The following is an 18,882-nucleotide window of genomic DNA, read 5'->3' as shown; positions in this document are numbered from 1 at the left end:
CCGCCGGACCACCGTACAACGTTGTCATCGGGGATGAGGAGGGGTCGGCGCGCCCGTTCACACGGTGAGATCAGTGCGCAGAGCGCGTGCTTATAGTTATTCAGGAGTCCAGGATTATCCGAGGAGCCACGATGAGCGAGGAGCCCGCCGGCGGGGACCTGTCCCGGTTGCGGCAGCTCAACGCGGCCGCCGTGCTGCGGGAGTTGCGCGGCGACCAGCCGCTCACTCTGACGGAGTTGTCGAAGCGGACCCGGCTGTCGCGGGCCTCGACCGAAGACGTCGCCCGGGACCTGCTCGGACGAGGCTGGCTGACCGAGGTGGCGCCCGCGCTGGGCTCGGTCGGAAGGCCGGCCAGGCGGTACCGGTTCAACTCGGGGGCCGGCCGGCTGCTGGGCGTGGACATCGGCGGGCACAAGGTGCTTGCCCTGGTCACCGATCTCGACGGCGAGGTACTGAGCCAGGCCCGGATCGCGGTCGATCCCGGGCTCGGACGCCGGGAACGGCTTGCTGTACTGGACAATTGCGTCACCAAGGCGATCGCCGGTGTCCAGCCGGGGCAGATCTGGTCCACCGGGGTCGCAACCACCGGTCTGGTCGACGGCACCGGGAAGGTGCTGCTCTCCGACTCACTGCCCGAGTGGACAGGGGTCGACCTCGCGGGGCACGTACGCCGGCTTGTCTCCGGACCGGTCCGGGTGGAGAACGACTGCAAGCTCGCCGCGCTGGCCGAGACGTGGCGCGGCGTCGCCCGGTACGCGAAGGACGTGGTGTTCCTGCTGGCCGGACTGCGCACCGGCGCCGGCCTGATCATCGACGGGAAGCTGCACCGCGGGTTCGCCAACTGGTCCGGTGAGATCGGTGCCCTGCCCGCCGCCGGCTGGCTCCGAGCGCCGGAGCATCTGCACAACTGGCTTGCGCGAAACGGACGGCCGGACGTGTCGGACGAGTTCGAAAGCGTCTTCTTCGCTGCGCGCGGCGGCGATCGCGAGGCTGTCCGGGCGGTTCGGGGGTACGTCCGCGACCTCGCCGTCGGCGCCTCGGCGCTGGTCCTGACGCTCGATCCCGAACTGGTGGTGATCGGTGGCGGATTCTCGCGGTCGGCGGACGTGATGGTCGAGCCGCTGCGACGCGAGCTGGACCGCTGGTGCCTGCGGACACCCGAGATCCGGATCTCCGCCTTCGCCGACGAAGGGGTCGCGCTCGGCGCGGTCCGGCTGGCCCTCGAGCAGGTGGAGTCCGCCGTCTACAACGGCCTGAGACCTTGACATAGTTTTCCTGGACTCCATGATTATTCCTATCGCCCGCCCAGCGAGAGGAAGCATCATGATGCGTCCGTTCCGCCTGCTCAGCGCCGCCCTCGCCGGCATTGTGCTCAGCGCTGTCCTCGTCTCCCCCGCCCACGCCACGATCAGCGGCAGCACAGCCACCAACACCGCGACGACAGTCACCTACCGCTTCTCCTACACCGGTTCCCCGCAGTACCTGCGGGTCTACGTCGACACCGACCGGAACGCCGGCACGGGCTTCGCGCAGGGCGGCACCGGCGCCGACTACCTGCTGGAGAACGGCAGCCTCTACCAGCACACCGGCAGCGGCTGGAGCGGGACATTGGTCAGCGCGGTCACCTTCTCCGGTACGGGCGGAGTCGCGCAATGGATCGTGAATCGCGCCGACCTCGGCGAGAGCGCCTCCCCCAACGACGCCGACCTGATCTTCCAGGTGGAGGCCCCGCTGGAGTCTTCGAGCAAGTACACCCACGTCTACAGCGGCGGCGGATCCGGCGGCACCGTGACGTACACCGCGGCCACGGACAACTTCGCCAACCCCGAGCGCGGCTTCTACCACCACACCGGCGACTGCGACAAAGCCGACTTCTCCCAGACGACCCTGCAGAGCTACCGCACCAGCCAGGGCATCTCGCTGGTGATGTGCGTCTTCTACTTGGCCGAGTACAAGAACGGCCCGATCGCGCAGGTGGCGCTCGACCAGTTGCAGCAGCAGATCGACACTGTCCGCGCGGCTGGTGTCAAGATGGTCCTGCGCTTCGCCTACACCACGTCGACCGCCGGAGACGACACGACCAAGGACCGGATCCTGGCTCACCTCGACCAACTGGCGCCGTACCTCACCGCCGGCAAGGACGTGATCGCGGTCGTGCAGGCGGGGCTGATCGGCGCGTGGGGTGAGTGGTACTACACGCAGAACTTCGGCAACGCGGGCACGATCACCACGACCGACTGGGCCAACCGCAAGGCGGTGACCGACAAGCTGCTCAGTGTCGTGCCGTCGACCCGGATGGTGCAGCTGCGAACGCCGAAGTTCAAGCGGACCCTGTACTCGACCACGCCGGTCCAGTCGGCCGCGGCGTACAACGGCTCGGCGCTGTCGAGGCTCGGTCACCACAACGACTGCTTCCTGGCCAGCCCGGACGACTTCGGCACCTACGAGAACACCGCGGTCGAATACCCGTACCTTCAGTCCGACACGACGTACGTCGCGATGGGCGGCGAGACGTGTGGTTCCAACCCACCGCGGTCCAGCTGCCCGACGGCCACCAGTGAGCTCGCACAGTTCCACTGGTCCTTCCTCAACACCGACTACGAGCCCACCGTGCTGAACTCGTGGAACACGGGTGGCTGCCTGGCCGACGTCACCAAGAACCTCGGGTACCGCTTCCGCCTGGAGTCCGGCACGTACCCGGCGACCGCCTCACCCGGCGGCAGCCTGCCGGTGTCCTTCACCGTCCACAACGACGGCTACGCGACGCCCTTCAACCCACGCAACCTCGAGCTGGTACTGCGGAACACGTCGACCGGCACGACCTACCGGCTCGCGATGAGTTCCGATCCGCGGCGCTGGACCGCGGGTACGTCGACCACGGTGTCGCAGACGCTCACCGTGCCCGCCAACGTGCCGGCGGGTTCCTACACCCTGCTGCTCAACCTGCCGGATCCACTCCTGTCCACTCGCCCCGAGTACTCGATCCGCCTCGCCAACCAGGGCACCTGGGACGCGGCGACCGGGATGAACTCGCTCCTGCACACCCTCACCGTCAGTTAGGGAGTTCTTGATGAGAAGGCTTGTCACAGCCGTCGCGGCGATCGGGCTGCTCCTGCCGACCCAGGCAGCCATGGCGCACAACGACCCGCCGACGACCACCCGCACCTACGCGTCGACCGACGAGGTGATCGCCAACCCGGAGCGCGGTTTCTACCACCACACCGAGACGCACTACCGGGCCGACGGCACCGGCTATGTGCCACTCGACCTCGCCACCCTGCGCGACTTCCGCACCGAGCAGAACATCACCCAGATCCTGCGGCTGTTCTACATGGAGAAGTTCTCCAAGCAGGACGTGATCGACCAGCACTACCTCGACCTGGTCCGCGCCGACTTCCGCACCGCACGCGCCGCGGGCGTCAAGATGATCGTCCGCTTCGCTTACGCTCTGCCGGGCGACGGCTGGCCGCCGCCGACGCCGTACGGCGACGCACCGGTGGCGCGCGTGGTCAAGCAGATCCAGCAGCTCACCCCGATCCTGCGCGAGAACTCCGACGTGATCGCGGTCGTCCAGGCCGGGTTCGTCGGGTTGTGGGGTGAGGGCTACTACACCGACTACTTCTCCGATCCGCAGGACCCGAGCGTGGTCACCGACCAGAACTGGGCCGACCGCAAGGCCGTCGTCATGGCCGAGTTGAAGGCGCTCCCGAAGGACCGGATGATCCAGGTGCGGACGCCGTACATGAAGCAGCGCATGCTCGGGGTGCCGACCGGGACCGCGGGTGCCCTGACCGCGGCGCAGGCGTACGACGGTTCGCCGCTGGCCCGGGTCGGTCATCACAACGACTGCTTCCTGGCCAGCCCGGACGACTTCGGCACCTACCTCAGTGACCCGATCGAGCTCGACAAGGATTTCGTTGCCCAGGACACGAACTACGTGCCCGAGGGCGGCGAGACCTGCGGCGTGGACGCGCCGCGGTCCGAGTGGCCGTCGGCCTCGGCCGAGATGGCGCGGTTGCACTTCTCGTTCCTGAACATCGAATACCACCCGGACGTGCTGGCGAGCTGGGGTGACAACCTCACCATCGCCAAGCAGAAACTCGGCTACCGGTTCGCGCTCGCGCAGGGCACGTACACCAACAAGGCGCGCCCACGTGGCGACGTCCGGGTCAACCTGCGGATCCGCAACGACGGGTGGGCCGCGCCGTACAACCCACGCCAGGTGCAGCTGGTCTTCCAGAACGACAAGCACACCTTCAAGGTCAACGTCCCGGCCGACCCACGCCGCTGGGGCGCCGGTACGACGACCAACCTCAACTGGAAGGTCGCCGCGCCGCCGATCCCCGGCAAGTATCACCTGTTCCTCAACCTGCCCGACCCGCTCCTGTCCACCCGCGCCGAGTACTCGATCCGTCTCGCGAACGACGGAACCTGGCAACCGGGCACCGGCTACAACGACCTCGGTCAGACGGTCACTATCGGATAAGGATCCACGGCCCGAACGGTGTGCCCGGAGCCTGGTTCCGGGCACACCACCTGGCTCCGGCCCACCAGCGTCAGGCGGCCGAGTGGCGGTGGGCTTCCAGGGCGAGCAGGAGTTCGGCGACCGCGCGGGGGTCGCTCAGCGAGCGGCCGGTCCGCTCCTCGAGGCGGCGAAGGCGGTAGCGCACTGTGTTGGGGTGACAGTAGAGATAGGTGGCGGCCTCGACCGCCGAGCCGTTGTGGGCGGACCAGACAGCGAGCGTGTCGAGCAGGATGTCGCAGTAGTCCCGCGCCAACCCGTCGAGCCCACCGAGCACAACCTGTACAACGCCACGCCGTGCCGCAGGATCCGCGATCGCGGCCATCGTCAACGGCGACCGGCCGAACACCGCCACCGGCGCTGCCGGGGTGGCCGCGCCGAGTGCGATCCGCGCCAGCCGAACGGCCTGCGGGATGTCCTCGACTGCGTCGTACAACGGACTGACGCCGACGCCACCGACGGCCACCCGCTCCAGCAGGTCGACGACCCCCGGCAGGCCCCTCGGGCGCAGCGAGAGGACACCGAGGTGTGCGCCGGGCAGCTCCTGCCAGACCGAGGCGACGCCGATCGTCCGCAGGCGTTCCTCGACCCGCGGCACGGCGACGGGCTCCTCGGCGATGACGACCAGGAAGCTTCCGCCGACCGGCAGCGTATCGGCCAGTTGCTGCGGGCAACCGTTCGCGAGGGCGGTCATGGCAGGCTCGCCAGCGCAGCGCGGGCGGCGTTGTAGCCGCACATCCCATGCGCGCCCGCGCCGGGTGGTGTCGCCGCCGAGCACAGGAACACACCAGGTACGCCGAGGCCGTAAGGACTCAGCGTGACACGCGGCCGGAAGATCAGTTGGCGCGCGGTGTTTGCGCCGGTGATCACATCACCGCCGAGGTAGTTCGCGTTGCGTTCCTCCAACTGCGCCGTCGTCTGGACGGTCCGAGCCACGATCAGGTCGCGGAAGCCGGGAGCGAACCGTTCGATCTGTGACTCGATCAGCAGCGTCGCGTCACCCCGGTAGCCGCTGGGCACGTGCGCATAGGTGTACAGCGGCCGCACGGTGCCCTCGGCACGAGACGGGTCGGCCAGATACTGCTGCCCGACCAGAACGTACGGCCGGTCCGGCATCCGGCCCGACACCACGTCCTGCTCGGCCCGCGCCAGCTCCGCGTAGTCCCCGACCACGTGCACGGTCCCGGCGTGCCGGGACGCCTCGTGCGTCCACGGCACCTCACCGGAGAGTGCGAAGTCGACCTTGAAGACCCCCGGCCCATGCCGGTACCGGAGTAAGGCCCGCCGGATCCTGGCCGGCATCGCCTCGCCCACGATCCGCACGGCCGCACTCGGTGCGAGATCCAGCAGAACGAGGTCCGCATCGCCGACCTGCTCGAGCGATTCGACCCGCACGTTCGTCTCGACCTTGCCGCCGTGCTCCTCGAGGGCGGCGATCATCGCCCGGTTGATCGCGGCCGATCCCCCTTCTGCCACGGGCCATCCGTAGGCGTGCGCCGCCGTACCGAGGGCCACGCCGATCGCCGCCGAGAAGGGCGCCGACAGCGGTCGCACCGAGTGCGCCGCCACACCTCCGAAGAGCGACCGCGCCTCTTCCGTCGACCAGGCCTTGGCGAGCACCGAAGCCGGTAGGGCGGACAGGGCACCGAACCGCGTCATCGCGACCGGATGCGACGGCACGCGGACGACGGGCCGCAGAAAGTCGGACGTGATCCGGTCGAATCGCTCCGCCAGCGGACCGAACACCTGCCGCCACCGGCGACCGTCGCGTCCCAGTGACGCAGCGGTCTCCTCGACCGATCGCAGTACGGCGGCACCGCGCCCGCCGTCCAGCGGATGTGCGTACTGGACCTCCGGCCACCGCCAGGTCAGGCCGAACCGAGCGAGGTCCACGGACCGGGAGAACGCAGTGTCGACGGCCAACGGATGGAACCCTGAGCACTCGTCGTGGATCAGGCCGGGCCGCGTGAGCTCGCTACTGCGCGTGCCGCCGCCGGGGCGGTCGGCGGCTTCGAGCACTTCGACGTCCACCCCGGCCTTGGCGAGAGTGACTGCGGCGGCGAGTCCGTTCGGCCCACTCCCGACGACGATTGCCCTGGTCATGATCCACCACCTCCCGAGCCGTCCGGCGCCGACTCGACGGTCGCGGGCGGAGGCGTCGGTACAGTCTTGTCTACCGCACCCGGCCGCGGGTAGCGAATGCGCTGGTAGCCCGCCAGGCGCCACTCGACCGTCAGCGGGATCGGTCCGTTCGGCAGCCAGGGCTGCTCGGCGACGGCGTCGGCCACCTGGTAGGTCCCGCGTTCGACGATCCCGAGCGCCGCATCGATCACGACGTACCGCTGGAAGTTCTTGTGCACCGGCTGCGACTCGATCCACGCCACGATGAACTCACCAGGGGCGAATCCGCAGCGCCGCTGGATCGAGGCGATGAACTTGTGGTCGTGCAGGTGGCCGTCGCCGAAGTTGAAGCCGACGATGCAGTTCGTCATGAACTCAGCCTCGCGGATCGCGTAGTGATCGAGGTCGTCGCCGAGCTGATCGACCAGGATCGAGTTCAGCGCCCGGCCCTGACTGTGCAGCGCGCGCCAGCCCATCACCTGGTAGAGCGCGACCTCGGCGGCGTCGCGGCTGCCGAGCAGGTCGGTGACCTGGTCGATCACCATCGGCGCCGGCTTGACCAGCCGCTCGTTCAGCCGCTGCTCCGCACCGGGCGCGAACGCCCAGGTCGCGGACGCCCAGTTGCCGGCGTACTGGCGCATCGACGGCAGGAACGACACCAGGTCGGGCCTGAGGTTGCCCAGCACCGGGAAGAACAGCAGCGCGACGACCGTCACCACGAGCAGCCACGGCGTCATGTCTGCCAGGCCGAACCCCTCCCAGTTGGGGTTGCCGATGAACAGGAACCCCGCCGCGAACGCGAACAGCACGTTCCATTCCAGCGGCACGGCCAGCGGAAACGTCGAGGTGATGAACAGGTGGAAGCAGATCATCACCACGGCAGCGACGATGGTCACCGTCTTGTTGGTGGAGAACAACAGCGTCAGCGGAACGACGATCTCGACGAACGTGCCGCCGACGTGGGCGAGCAGGTTGCCGGCGTGGGAGGGCCGCAGATCCTCGGGGAACTTCCGGTAGTTGATCCGCTTCATCGCCTTGAACGGGACCCACGGCGTGTTGCTGACCATCGGCGGCACGACCATGCCGAAGTGCTTGCCGAACTTCGAGAAGCCCGCCCCGACCCACACCACGACGATCAGCAGCTTGAGCGCGACGATCATGTCGACGGCGCCGTACAGGGCGAAGAACACGATCGCGGGCAGGTACTGCTCGCCGCGGGCCTGCAGGAAGAACACCTTGTCCCGCAGGCCGAGCCCGATCAGCAGCGCGCCGAGGATCACCATCAGCACCGGGGACACCCGGCCGCCGGTGAAGCCGTGCGCGGTCAGCCCGGCGTCGTCGACCGTTGGCAGGACCAATGACAGCACCAGCGTGAGGATGATCGCGAGGTACAGGCCGACATCCACCGGCGTACGGCGGTCCCCGTCGGTCAGCGGCACCTTGCCGGGCCACGGTGGTTCGCGGATCGTGTCCACCCGGCCGTACGTGCGCCAGCCGCCGGTGAACGGCTTGAAGTGCCCGGCCAGCGGACCCCAGGACCCGGCCACGCCGAGCGCCTCGAGCAGCACGGTCCACAGGATGAACTTCTGGTAGAGCACCGGCTCGGTCCAGAATCCGCCCGGGTGGAACGGGTTGAAGCCCGAGGTGAGAGTGCCGACCAGGTAACCGCCGGCGATGTAGAAGAACAGCAGCTTGACGATGTAGATGACGTGGAAGATCTTCGGTGAGCCGAAGCCGTTCTCGGCCCAGTAGCGGGACAGGATCCTGATCCGCTCCAGGTACGGCAGGTCGTAGACCTTGTCCGGTTCCACCGGGGGAACCGAGGGTTTGCTGAATCCCATCGTGACGCTCCTTCAGTGGTGGAGGGACTTGCGGATGGCGGGTTTGTCGGGTTTGCCGACCGGGTTCTTCGGGATCGCCTCGACCACGTGAATCGCGACCGGGACCTTGATCTTGGTGAGCTTCGTCCGGCAGAGCTCGAGCAGTTCGTCCACCTCGATGATCCGGTCCGGGTACGGCGCGACCACGGCGACCGGGACTTCGCCGTACACCGGATGGGGCGCGCCCACGACCGCGGCCTCGAGGACGGCGCTGTGACCGTGCAGGACGGTCTCGATCTCCTTGGGGTAGATGTTCTCGCCACCGCGGATGATCATGTCCTTGATCCGGTCGACGATCCGCAGATACCCGTCCTGGTCGAGGATGCCGACGTCGCCGGTGTGCAGCCAGCCGTCGCCGAGCGCGTCGGCGGTCGCCTCCGGCCGGTTCAGGTAGCCCTGCATCACGTTGGCGCCCTGGATCACGACCTCGCCGCGCTCCCCCGTCGGCACCAGCGTGCCGTCCGGCGCCATGATCGCCACCCGCTGTCCGGGCAGTGCCACACCGACGGTTCCCGCCTGGCGCCGGCCGTCGACCGGGTTGGCGGTCGACGCGCAGGTGCCCTCGGTCAGGCCGTAGCCCTCGACCAGTCCGATCCCGAAGCGCTCCTCGGTCGCGGCGAGCAGTTCCGTCGAGGCGGGCGCCGCGCCGCAGATCGCGAACCGGATCGAGGAGGTGTCGGCGACGACGTCGAAAGGCTGTGAGACCAGGTGCGAGTAGATGGTCGGCACGGCCGAGAAGTACGTCGGCCGGTACTTCGCGATCGCGGCCAGGAACTCCACCGGCTGGAACCGCTGCAGCATGGTGAGCCGGCCTCCGACCGCGATCGGGGTGAGGAAGCTGATGCAGATCGCGTTCACGTGGAACAGCGGCAGGACCAGCAGGCAGTGGTCCTGCTCGGTGATCTTGAGGTGCTCGGCCATCATCGCGGCCATCGCGCCGATGTTGCTGTGGCTGAGCATGACGCCCTTCGGCCGGCCGGTCGACCCGCTGGTGTAGATCAGCAGCGCCACGTCGCCGGGTTCGGTGGCGGGTGCGGACAGGGTCCGGTCGCCGCGGCGGGTCCGACGCAGATCGTCGACCGAGATGCTCGGGCGCCCACCGGTCGGCGCGTCCGGGCCGGCGTTGACCACGACGGCGGCGTCGGCGTCGTTGATCTGGTAGTCGGCCTCGTGCGCGGTGAACATCGGGTTGATCGGCGTCGCGGCGGCACCTAGGCGCCAGGCGGCGACCAGCACCACCAGCAGTTCGACGCGATTCGGCAGCATCACCGCGACAACCGAGCCCGGCCCGACGCCGTACCCGGCGAGCTGCTCGGCGACGGCGTCGGTCCAGGCGCCGAACTGGGCGTAGGTCAGGTCATGGTGTGCGTCACGGATCGCAGGCCGGTCGTCGTACGCCGCGGGCCGCTGCCACGGGAGATAGTCGAGATTGGTCACGGTTTCCTCCGCTCTGGTTGTCCTCGACGGTAGGAATTCGCGGGTCGCCGTGCACTGTGCCCGGGACACGAAGCTCGGCCGCCGGTTCGTGCTCGCGGGCTGACAGCCGCGGCGGCCAGGCGCACAATCGGACCGGGAGAACGGAGATGCCGTGACTGCTGACAGGCTGCACGAGGCCGCGGTCGCCCGCGTGACGGCACTCGCCACTCGGATGGGTACCGAGCTGCCGGCGCTGACCAAGACCCTGCACAAGGTCCTGGCCGACTCGATCGAGGACCTGCAGGGCGATCAGCTGATCGTCGAACTGCTGGGGGCGAGTATCGAGAGCAACCTCGAGACGGTCGCGCACATCCTGCGGTACGACGTCGCCGTCGACGAGGTCGCCACCCCGTTCGCCGCCGAGGAGTACGCGCGCCGGCTGGCCCAGCGCGGGATCGCGCCGATCGCGCTGGTCCGGGCCTACCGGCTCGGGCAGCAGCAAGTACTGGACTGGGCCTTCGACGAACTCGGGCGAGATGCCGACCAGTCCGTCGCGCTCGCCGCCGGCCGGATCATCGTCGACACGACGTTCCGCTACATCGACCGGATCTCCGAACAGGTGGTGACTGCCTACGAGTCGGAGCGGGTGCGCTGGCTGGCGAACCGCAACACGCTCCGCAAGGCGATGATCGAGGAGCTGCTCCGCGGTGAACCGGTCGACCTGGCCGCGGCCGAGGGCGCGCTCAGCTACCGGCTCCGGCAGAACCACGTCGGGGTGGTGCTCTGGAGTGCGTCGGGATCCGGTGGCGACGAGAACCTCCGCCAGCTCGAACGCCTGCTGCAGCAGGCCGCCACGGCGGCTGGTTGCTCAGGGCAACCGCTGTTCGTGCCGCGGGACCGATCGACGGGATGGGGCTGGATCCCGCTCGGCCGCGGCCGTCCGGCGATCACCGTTGACGGTGACGACGAAGGCGACCGCTGGATCGCGGTCGGCTCACCCGCGGCCGGCGCGGACGGGTTCCGGGTCACGCACCTGGAGGCGCTGCGGGCTCAACAGGTCGCGCTGGCGGCGCGCGAACGCGCGCACCGGGTCACCACGTTCACCGATCCGCAGGTCCGGACGGCGGCGATGATGGCCGCCGATCTCGAGGGGACCCGCCGGCTGGTGCGGAACGCACTGGGGCCGCTGGCGGCCGATAGCGAGGCCGCCGACCGGCTGCGCGAGACGTTGCTGGTGTTCCTGGCCGAGAAGGGCAGCTATCTGGCCACCGCGGAGCGGATCCATCTGCACAAGAACACCGTGAAGTACCGGGTCGACAAGGCGCTGGAGGAACGCGGCCGGCCGCTGGACGACGAGCGCCTGGAACTCGAGCTGGCGCTCGTCGCCTGCCGCTGGCTGGCCGGCTCGGTGCTGATGCCTGCCGCACCCTGACGTCAGCCGTGCTGCTTGGCGAGCAGCCGCAGCCCGACCATCGGGACACTGAGGGCGATGACGAGGACGGGGAAGAGAAGAAAGGCGATCATCGGAGTTTCCTTTCGGTGTCGCCGGGGTGGGGTTCCGGCTGGTACACCTAGATTCGCCTTTCAGTGGCGTCCCGTTCCTGGCCCGGCGACCCGAACTTCCGGCCGGCCACTGTGCCGGCCGCACAAAACGTCAGGTGCGGGCGTCGTGCGGGATGCCGGCGGCGGCGTAGGCGTCGGCCTCGTCGAGGGTTTCGTGCTTGAGGAGTTGCTCGGCGATCGAGTCGAGGCGGGTGCGGTTCTCGCGGAGGAGGCGTCTGGCTTCCTGGTAGCACTGGTCGATCAGGCGGCGTACCTCCTCGTCGACGGTGTTGAGCAGCTCGTCGGAGGCGCCGGCCATCCGGGGGTCACCCTCGGACGGCAGGACGGAGACCGGGCCGACGGCCTCCGACATGCCCCAGCGGCCGACCATCGAGCGGGCGATCCGGGTCGCGCTCTCCAGGTCGCTCTCGGCGCCGGTGGTGACCACGCCGAGGACCTCCTGCTCGGCGGCCATACCGCCGAGCGCTCCGATGATCCGACCGCGCAGGTACTCCGTGTCGTACCCGTAGCGGTCCATGTCCGGCGTGGACAGGGTGACACCCAGTGCCCGGCCACGCGGGATGATCGACACCTTCCGGACCGGATCCGCGCCGACCTGGATCATGCCGAGCAGCGCGTGACCTCCTTCGTGGAACGCCGTACGCCGTCGCTCCTCCTCGGGCATGACCACGTTGCGCGCCGTACCGAGCTGGATCTTCTCCAGGGCGTCGGTCAGATCGCGCTGGTCGATCTCGGACTGGCCTTGGCGGGCGGCGGCCAGCGCGGCCTCGTTCAGCAGGTTGGCCAGATCGGCGCCGGTCATCCCGGGCGTGGACCGGGCCATGGCACCGAGGTCGACGTCCGGCCCGAGCGGCTTCCCGCGCGCGTGCACCTTCAGGATCGCCTCGCGCCCCTTCTGGTCCGGTGCGTGCACGGTGATCGTGCGGTCGAACCGGCCGGGCCGGAGCAGGGCCGGATCGAGGACATCGGCGCGGTTCGTCGCCGCAAGCGTGACGACACCCTCGGTGCCGGAGAAGCCGTCCATCTCGGTCAGGATCTGGTTCAGCGTCTGCTCGCCCTCGTCGTGACCACCGATCGACCGGGCAGCGCCGCGGGCCCGTCCGATGGTGTCGATCTCGTCGATGAAGATGATCGCCGGCGCGACCTTGCGCGCCTCGCCGAACAAGTCCCGGACCCGGCTCGCCCCCACGCCGACGACCACCTCGATGAACTCCGAGGCGCTGGCCGAGAAGAACGGCACGCCGGCCTCCCCCGCGGTCGCGCGGGCCAGCAGGGTCTTGCCGGTTCCGGGCGCGCCCTGGAGCAGCACGCCCTTCGGCGCGCGGGCGCCGAGCCGGCGGTACTTGTCGGGATCCTTCAGATAGTCGACGACCTCGGTGATCTCGTCTTCGACCTCGTCGATGCCGGCGACATCGGCGAAGGTGACCCGCACGCTGGTGGGGTCGACCGGCTTCTTCTGCTGGCCGCCTCCGAGCAGGCCGCTCAACCCGCCGCCGGCGGCGCGGCTACGCCGGAACAACCAGAAGTAGAACAGGGCGATCAGCAGGAACGGGCCCAACGAGATCAGCAGGTTCCACAGCACGCCGCGCTGCTGGACCACCGGCGTCGCCCGGACCGTCGCGCCGCTCTTCTGCAGCGCCCCGAACAGATCGTCGTTCGCGAACGTCGGCCGCTCGGTGGTGAACTTCGTGTACGTCGAGTCGGTCTTGCCCGGGATCGGGACGGCCGCCTTCAGCCGGCCCTCGATGGTGTCACCGCGCGAGAACACCTCGGCGACGTTCTGCTTCTGCACCTGCACCGTGAAGTCGGTGTACGCGACGGTCTGCTCCCCGCCGGACATCTGGTCCTGCATCGTGGTGATCAGGAACAGCACCAGATACCCACCGACGATCCAGGCCGCCCACCGCCACCACCGCGGCCGCCGCGGCTTGTCCCCGTTGCCCTGAGCGGTGGGCAGCCCCTCGGTCCGCCACGGCTTGTGGGGATGCCGCTGCGATCCGTTGTCCCGGTCCCCCTGATCAGGCGTGGACTTCTCCTGCGGCGGCTGATCCTTCTCACTCATACTGGGCTCCGCTGGTGACCTGCCCGCGCCCTGGACACGCGGCCTCAGCCCAACATAGGTCGCCACCGGCGGGTTTGCCGAGCACTGACGCCACTCCGGCGACCGGTCGGCGCCGGTACGATCTGGCATGGCGATCCCCCTGGTGCTCGACTGCGATCCGGGACACGACGACGCAATGGCGCTGCTGCTGGCGGTAGCCGATCCCGCGGTCGAGTTGCTCGCGGTGACGACGGTCGCGGGCAATCAGACAGTCGACAAGTGCACGGTGAACGCCCGCCGAGTGCTGTCCCTGGCCGGCGTGACGGATGTCCCGGTCGCCCAAGGTGCCGACAGGCCGCTGGTACGACGGTTGCGCATCGCCGACGATGTCCACGGGCAGACCGGTCTGGACGGCCCGCTCTTCGCCACCGAGCCGACCGTGCCCGAGTCGCCGGCAGCTGCCCAGGATGTGTTGATCGACGTACTGCGGAAGCACTCCACGCCGGTCACCATCGTGGCGACGGGAGCGCTCACGAACGTCGCCCGGCTGCTCTCCTCGGAGCCTGCGCTGATCCCGAAGATCGCCGAGATCGTGTGGATGGGCGGCTCGACGGACCGCGGCAACATCGCGCCGCTCGCGGAGGCCAACGCGTTCGTCGACCCCGAGGCGGCGGACCAGGTGGTCCGGTCGGGTGTCCCGTTCACCATGTGCGGTCTCAACGTCACGCATCAGGCACTGGTGACGGACGACGTACTGGCCCGCTTCGAGCGGATCGGGACCCCGCTGGCCCGGATCTGCGTCGAGTGGATGACGTTCTTCGCCTCGACGTACCGGCAGCTCTGGGGGTTCGAGGCGCCGCCGTTGCACGATCCGGTCGCCGTCGCCCGGGTGATCGATCCGGCGATCGTGCGCTGCGTCGAGGCGAACGTCGTCGTCGAGACGAAGGGTGAGTGGACGTCCGGTGCGACCGCAGTCGACCTCTTCCACTACACCGGTCGTGCGCCCAACGCGCAGGTCGCTGTCGAGCTGGATCGCGAAGCCTTCTGGACCAGAATCGTCGACGCGGTCACGGCGCTCGGCTAGATGGTGACGACGAGGCGACCGTCGGTGCTGCCGGTGGATTGGCGATGCCAGGCGGTGGCGATGTCGGCGAGCGAGACGGTCTCGTGCGTGACAGCGACGGCTCCGTTGGCGGCGTGTTGCAGTACGGCGGTCAGCGCATCGCGGCGTTGCTCCGGGGTGATGGCGTTGTTCGTGTAGCCGAGGACACTCGCCGTACGGCTGCGGAGGACCGATGAGGAGAACACCGCCTCGTCACCGGATGAACCGCCGAGGTTGACCAGGCGGCCGTACGGGGCGAGCACCCGCGACGCCGCGGTGGCGGGGATGCCGAAGACAGGGTCGATGACGACGTCGACAGCACCATCGGTCGTGTCCCTCAGCCGGGTGGTGAGCGCGTCCACGTCGGGGCCTGAGGCAACTACTTCGTCGGCGCCGGCGGCCAGGGCCCGGTCGCGTGCCGCGTCCGATCGGCACACGGCGACCACACCGTCGGCGCCGAGGAGCCGGGCCGCGCCGATCGCGACCTGGCCGACCGCCCCGCCGCCCCCGAGCACGAGCACCTGCTCCCCCGGCTTGAACTGAGCCCGCCAGGTGAGTGCCATCCAGGCCGCCACCCCGGACAGCCCGAGTGCGGCGACCTCTGTGTCCGGGACCGGCGTGTCCAGCACCACAAGATCGACATCCGGTACGGCGCATCGCTCGGCGAAACTGCCGTCACCCGCGGCCATCCCGGCCGAGGTCGCGAAGAACACCCTCGTCCCGGGCGGCACCACCTCGGACTGCTCGACCACCCCGACCCCTTGCACCCCGGGCACATACGGCACCGCCGGCTGGCCGAAGTACGACGTACCGGACGCACACAGCAGGTCGAGCGGTACGACGGGTGCCGCGGTGACGCGGACGACGGAGTACCCGTCGGACGACACCGGGTCCGGGTGGTCGGCGTGGGACGGCGGTTGGCCGTGGGTGTGCAGGACTGCGGCTCGCACGCGAACTCCTAGGTGGCGACGTCTGGATAGGGAAGCGTGAGATGCTGCAGCGCGCGGCCGTAAGCCTTCTGGTACTCGAGCGGACCGTGGTCCCGCTCGAACAGCGCGATGAACAACGTGAGCGTGAGGAACGGGTGTGCGCCGAGCCCGAACAGCGCGACATGATCGTGCTCGCGCAGGGCCTTGCGCTCCTCGTCAGTGAACGCGAGCCAGGTCGACTTCTCGTCGGTCGTGCAGTTGAGGATCGTGTTCGCCAGCTCCGCCTCCCACCAGCTCACCGTCCCGGCGGGATCGTCGCGATACCGCTCGACCAGCGCCGGATCCCGGTCCACGGTGAAGAGGAACTTGTCCAGCAAGTACTTGCTCATCCACGTCCTCGCTTCGCTCCGGGCGCGGATGAGGCACGGACCGCGCTGTGCTTGATGGTGAACTCGCTACGCTCGTTCACGACGGCACTCCGTTCGGGTACCAGGTGAAGTAGGCCTCCATGGTGTGGAAGAGGTCGAGCGAGTCGACGTGATCCGCCTTCGCACCCGCGCCGGCCACGCCCATCATCAGCATGAAGTCCATGAAACCGTGGGTCGCGTTGCCCGGCAGATGCAGGCTGTCGAGCGTCACCTCGGCCAGGCAGCCGTCGAGGTCACCGCTGGCGATCCAGTCGACGGCTTTGCGGTCGAACTCCGGATCCGGACCGTGCTCGCCGAACTGCCGCGGCCCGCCGAGCTCCAGTGACAGGTGCCCGGTGCCGATGATCGCGACCCGCGCGTCGATCGGCCACGACTCCACCAGCCGCCGGATCGTCCGGCCGAGCTCGACGAACCGCCCCGGCCGGGGCAACGGTGGCGCGAAGATGTTGGTGTAGATCGGCACGATCGGCAGGTCCGTCTCCGGGCGGAGCGTGATGATCGGGCAGGTGATGCTGTGGTCGATCCGCAGTTCGTTGCTGAAGGCAAGATCGAAGCCGGCGTCCAGCCCGTTCCGCAGGATGTGCGCGGCCAGCCGCTCCTCCCCCGGCAGCGTCATCCGCGGCAGCCCGAACTCGCGCTCCTCGTTGTACCAGTTCGCATCGAAGTACGGCGCCTTGCCGACCAGGAACTGCGGCATGTTGTCCAGCCAGAGCTGGTGGAAGTGGTCGCTGCCGACCATCACCAGGATGTCCGGCCGGGCCTTGGTCAGCGTCTCACGGAACGCCTCGATCTTCGCCACCCACTCGTCGGCGAACGGCGGCCGGTCGGCTCCGGTGGCGGTGCTCGCGCGGTAGTAGAACGGGTGATGCGTGGACGCGATGACCGCGGCGACTGTGGCCATGTGGTGCTCCTTCAGCTAGCGGGATCGACGTAGACGGCGTTGCGGTCGACGGTGAGGTAGGCGTCCATGCCGATCGGCCGGCGGCGTTCCTCGGCGAGCTGACCGAGCAGCCCGGCAGCCCTGGCCAGCAAGGCGAATCCGCGCAACAGCTCGACCGGCAGGCCGAGATCGGCCAGCGCGGCTCCGCACACCCCGGCTCCGTTCAGCGGGAGCCTGCGGCCGAGCACCTGCTCGTGCACCCTGCCGATGGCCTCGAAGAGGCGCAGGTGTGGACCGCGCAGACCTTCCTCCTCGGCGATCGCGATCAGGACCGGGGTCCGCGGATCCTGGACCTTGTGCACCGGATGCCCGAGGCCGGGGACATACTTGCCGGCCTCCCGCGTTGCAGTGACAACCTCCAGTGCGAGCTCGTCCCACCCCGCATCGTCAGTCGGCACGTCGCGCCCTTGGAGGGCCTCATCGAGATACATGCCAGAGTCCTCGGTCACCCCGAGGAAGCGGGAGCCACCGCCGAGCAGACCGGCGGCAAGGGCGCCTTGCAGTGAGTCCGGGGCGGAGAGATAGGTGAGCCGGGCCGCGATGGCCGTCGGCGTGAATCCGTGATCGGCAAGGGCGACCAGCACCGCCTCGAACACGCGGGTCTCGGACGGAGTCGGCCGGCGCAGGGCAACCAGCCAGAACGCCAGCTCACCGAAGCCGACCTTGCCCATCAGGTCGGCCGTGAGGTCCTGCCCGAGCAGACGGATTTCGTCGGCGGTCGACGTACCAAGTGAGGTCGGGAAGGTCATTCGACACGCTCCTTCAGCCAGCGGCGGAGTTCGGCGCCGTGTTCGTCCAGCTCCGGCGGCGGCAGCCGGTACGACGCCGCGTCGTCAGAGAACGTGATCGGGTTGCGCACGGTCGGGATCGATCCCACCGTGACCACCGGGTCGAGACCGATGTCCTCGGCGAAGGCCACGCCGCCGTCGACGGTGTTGATCGGGCCGCACGGCACGCCGGCGGCGATGATGTCGCGGAACCACTCCATCCGGGTCCGGGTCTCCAGCCGCTCGACCAGCAGCGGCCGCAGCTCCTCGCGGTTCGCGGTGCGCTTCTCGTTCCGGTCGAAGCGCGGGTCGTCCGCCAGCTCCGGCACGCCGAGGACCTCGACCAGCTTGCGGAACTGGCCGTTGTTCCCGGCCGTGATGATCAGCTCGCCGTCGGAACAGGGCAACGGCTCGTACGGGAACAGGCTGGGATGGCTGTTCCCCATCCGCAGCGGTACGACGCCACCCGCGACGTACGCGCTCGACTGGTTGACCAGACCGGATAGCGCCGACGACAGCAGGTTGACCTCTACGTGCTGACCGCGTCCGGTCTCGTGCCGGGCGTTGAGCGCGGACAGCACACCGATCGTGGCGTGCAGGCCGGCCATCACGTCGAAGACCGAGATCCCGGCCCGGTACGGCTCGCCGTCCGGTGAGCCGGTGAGGCTCATCAGCCCGGAGATCGCCTGCACGATCAGGTCGTACCCGGGCAGCTCCGCACCCTTGGGGCCGGACCCGAAGCCGCTGATCGAGGCATAGATCAGCCCTGGATTGCCGGCGGCAACGGTCTCGTAGTCCAGCCCGAACCGGGCCAGCCCGTTGGGCCGGAAGTTCTCGACCAGGACGTCCGCGCGCCGGGCCAGCTCCCGCGCGGTGGCCTGGTCGCCCGGGTCCTTCAGGTCGAGTGCGATCGACCGCTTGTTCCGGTTCACCGCGAGGTAGTACGTCGAGATGCCGTCGCGGACCGGTGGCTGCCAGGACCGGGTGTCGTCGCCGCCGGGCGCCTCGACCTTAACCACGTCGGCGCCCAGGTCGGCCAGCAGCATGGTCGCGTACGGACCGGCCAGGATCCGGGAGAAGTCGGCGACCAGCAAGCCGGAAAGTGGACCGTTCACGCACCAACCTCCCGCGGCTATTACGGACACTTGTCCGCACACTCTGATCGCCTCAGTC

Annotated in this window: 15 protein-coding genes; 5 read left to right on the top strand and 10 right to left on the bottom strand. The window is 69.1% G+C overall.

Annotated features, from left to right (window positions below):
• The first annotated feature begins 131 nt into the window (after positions 1 to 131).
• Genes ACXC9Q_RS28205 through ACXC9Q_RS28195 form a run of 3 tightly spaced genes read left to right on the top strand, consistent with a single transcriptional unit; the run spans position 132 to position 4,486 of the window.
• Positions 132 to 1,265, top strand: coding sequence for an ROK family protein (locus tag ACXC9Q_RS28205; RefSeq protein ID WP_457059651.1), 1,134 nt, complete (start codon positions 132 to 134; stop codon positions 1,263 to 1,265).
• 58 nt (positions 1,266 to 1,323) lie between these two features.
• The gene (locus tag ACXC9Q_RS28200; protein ID WP_457059650.1) at positions 1,324 to 3,060 is read left to right on the top strand and encodes a DUF4832 domain-containing protein; all 1,737 of its coding nucleotides are present in this window, start codon (positions 1,324 to 1,326) and stop codon (positions 3,058 to 3,060) included.
• Between the two features lie 10 nt (positions 3,061 to 3,070).
• Positions 3,071 to 4,486 carry a DUF4832 domain-containing protein gene (locus ACXC9Q_RS28195; RefSeq protein WP_457059649.1) on the top strand — a complete coding sequence of 472 codons (1,416 nt, stop codon included), beginning with the start codon at positions 3,071 to 3,073 and terminating at the stop codon, positions 4,484 to 4,486.
• A gap of 70 nt (positions 4,487 to 4,556) precedes the next feature.
• On the opposite strand, the gene ACXC9Q_RS28190 is transcribed toward ACXC9Q_RS28195, so the two are convergent.
• Genes ACXC9Q_RS28190 through ACXC9Q_RS28175 form a run of 4 tightly spaced genes read right to left on the bottom strand, consistent with a single transcriptional unit; the run spans position 4,557 to position 9,960 of the window.
• Positions 4,557 to 5,216, bottom strand: a complete 660-nt coding sequence (locus ACXC9Q_RS28190) for a helix-turn-helix domain-containing protein (protein WP_457059648.1) — start codon at positions 5,214 to 5,216, stop codon at positions 4,557 to 4,559.
• The gene (locus tag ACXC9Q_RS28185) at positions 5,213 to 6,625 is read right to left on the bottom strand and encodes a phytoene desaturase family protein (protein WP_457059647.1); all 1,413 of its coding nucleotides are present in this window, start codon (positions 6,623 to 6,625) and stop codon (positions 5,213 to 5,215) included. Before ACXC9Q_RS28185 ends, ACXC9Q_RS28190 begins: the two co-directional genes overlap by 4 nt.
• Positions 6,622 to 8,484, bottom strand: a complete 1,863-nt coding sequence (locus ACXC9Q_RS28180) for a DUF3556 domain-containing protein (RefSeq protein ID WP_457059646.1) — start codon at positions 8,482 to 8,484, stop codon at positions 6,622 to 6,624. The genes ACXC9Q_RS28185 and ACXC9Q_RS28180 overlap by 4 nt, the downstream gene beginning before the upstream one ends.
• Positions 8,485 to 8,496: 12 nt before the next feature.
• The gene (locus tag ACXC9Q_RS28175) at positions 8,497 to 9,960 is read right to left on the bottom strand and encodes a class I adenylate-forming enzyme family protein (RefSeq protein ID WP_457059645.1); all 1,464 of its coding nucleotides are present in this window, start codon (positions 9,958 to 9,960) and stop codon (positions 8,497 to 8,499) included.
• A 151-nt stretch (positions 9,961 to 10,111) separates the two neighbouring features.
• Between ACXC9Q_RS28175 and ACXC9Q_RS28170 the strand changes: the two genes are divergently transcribed.
• Positions 10,112 to 11,371, top strand: a complete 1,260-nt coding sequence (locus tag ACXC9Q_RS28170; RefSeq protein ID WP_457059644.1) for a PucR family transcriptional regulator — start codon at positions 10,112 to 10,114, stop codon at positions 11,369 to 11,371.
• Positions 11,372 to 11,593: 222 nt separating this feature from the next.
• On the opposite strand, the gene ftsH is transcribed toward ACXC9Q_RS28170, so the two are convergent.
• Positions 11,594 to 13,564: an ATP-dependent zinc metalloprotease FtsH gene (gene ftsH, locus ACXC9Q_RS28165; RefSeq protein ID WP_457059643.1), complete on the bottom strand. Its 1,971-nt coding sequence runs from the start codon at positions 13,562 to 13,564 to the stop codon at positions 11,594 to 11,596.
• A gap of 127 nt (positions 13,565 to 13,691) precedes the next feature.
• Here ftsH and ACXC9Q_RS28160 point away from each other — a divergent pair, with 127 nt between their 5' ends.
• On the top strand, positions 13,692 to 14,627 hold the full coding sequence (locus tag ACXC9Q_RS28160; RefSeq protein WP_457059642.1) for a nucleoside hydrolase: 936 nt from the start codon (positions 13,692 to 13,694) through the stop codon (positions 14,625 to 14,627).
• Here the strand turns inward: ACXC9Q_RS28160 and ACXC9Q_RS28155 are convergent.
• The 5 genes from ACXC9Q_RS28155 to ACXC9Q_RS28135 form a co-directional block, all read right to left on the bottom strand.
• Complete coding sequence (locus ACXC9Q_RS28155; RefSeq protein WP_457059641.1) at positions 14,624 to 15,595, bottom strand: zinc-binding dehydrogenase; 972 nt, start codon at positions 15,593 to 15,595, stop codon at positions 14,624 to 14,626. The genes ACXC9Q_RS28160 and ACXC9Q_RS28155 overlap by 4 nt on opposite strands.
• Positions 15,596 to 15,603: 8 nt before the next feature.
• On the bottom strand, positions 15,604 to 15,963 hold the full coding sequence (locus ACXC9Q_RS28150; RefSeq protein WP_457059640.1) for a hypothetical protein: 360 nt from the start codon (positions 15,961 to 15,963) through the stop codon (positions 15,604 to 15,606).
• Positions 15,964 to 16,039: 76 nt separating this feature from the next.
• Entirely contained in the window at positions 16,040 to 16,903 is an 864-nt protein-coding gene (locus tag ACXC9Q_RS28145) for a DODA-type extradiol aromatic ring-opening family dioxygenase (protein WP_457059639.1), read from the bottom strand.
• Between the two features lie 11 nt (positions 16,904 to 16,914).
• Positions 16,915 to 17,691: a citryl-CoA lyase gene (locus ACXC9Q_RS28140; RefSeq protein WP_457059638.1), complete on the bottom strand. Its 777-nt coding sequence runs from the start codon at positions 17,689 to 17,691 to the stop codon at positions 16,915 to 16,917.
• On the bottom strand, positions 17,688 to 18,824 hold the full coding sequence (locus tag ACXC9Q_RS28135) for a CaiB/BaiF CoA transferase family protein (RefSeq protein ID WP_457059637.1): 1,137 nt from the start codon (positions 18,822 to 18,824) through the stop codon (positions 17,688 to 17,690). Before ACXC9Q_RS28135 ends, ACXC9Q_RS28140 begins: the two co-directional genes overlap by 4 nt.
• Positions 18,825 to 18,882 lie beyond the last annotated feature (58 nt).

Source organism: Kribbella sp. CWNU-51, from assembly GCF_054073265.1.
Note: the sequence above shows the minus strand (reverse complement) of the source record. Positions and strands in the feature narration are given on the sequence as shown.

Excerpts from the sequence above, each read along its gene's own strand:
- ACXC9Q_RS28205 (WP_457059651.1), top strand. The coding sequence starts at position 132 with ATGAGCGAGGAGCCCGCCGGCGGGGACCTGTCCCGGTTGCGGCAGCTC.
- ACXC9Q_RS28180 (WP_457059646.1), bottom strand. The coding sequence starts at position 8,484 with ATGGGATTCAGCAAACCCTCGGTTCCCCCGGTGGAACCGGACAAGGTC.
- ACXC9Q_RS28145 (WP_457059639.1), bottom strand. The coding sequence starts at position 16,903 with ATGGCCACAGTCGCCGCGGTCATCGCGTCCACGCATCACCCGTTCTAC.
- ACXC9Q_RS28160 (WP_457059642.1), top strand. The coding sequence starts at position 13,692 with ATGGCGATCCCCCTGGTGCTCGACTGCGATCCGGGACACGACGACGCA.
- ftsH (WP_457059643.1), bottom strand. The coding sequence starts at position 13,564 with ATGAGTGAGAAGGATCAGCCGCCGCAGGAGAAGTCCACGCCTGATCAG.
- ACXC9Q_RS28200 (WP_457059650.1), top strand. The coding sequence starts at position 1,324 with ATGATGCGTCCGTTCCGCCTGCTCAGCGCCGCCCTCGCCGGCATTGTG.
- ACXC9Q_RS28185 (WP_457059647.1), bottom strand. The coding sequence starts at position 6,625 with ATGACCAGGGCAATCGTCGTCGGGAGTGGGCCGAACGGACTCGCCGCC.
- ACXC9Q_RS28140 (WP_457059638.1), bottom strand. The coding sequence starts at position 17,691 with ATGACCTTCCCGACCTCACTTGGTACGTCGACCGCCGACGAAATCCGT.
- ACXC9Q_RS28150 (WP_457059640.1), bottom strand. The coding sequence starts at position 15,963 with ATGAGCAAGTACTTGCTGGACAAGTTCCTCTTCACCGTGGACCGGGAT.
- ACXC9Q_RS28190 (WP_457059648.1), bottom strand. The coding sequence starts at position 5,216 with ATGACCGCCCTCGCGAACGGTTGCCCGCAGCAACTGGCCGATACGCTG.
- ACXC9Q_RS28195 (WP_457059649.1), top strand. The coding sequence starts at position 3,071 with ATGAGAAGGCTTGTCACAGCCGTCGCGGCGATCGGGCTGCTCCTGCCG.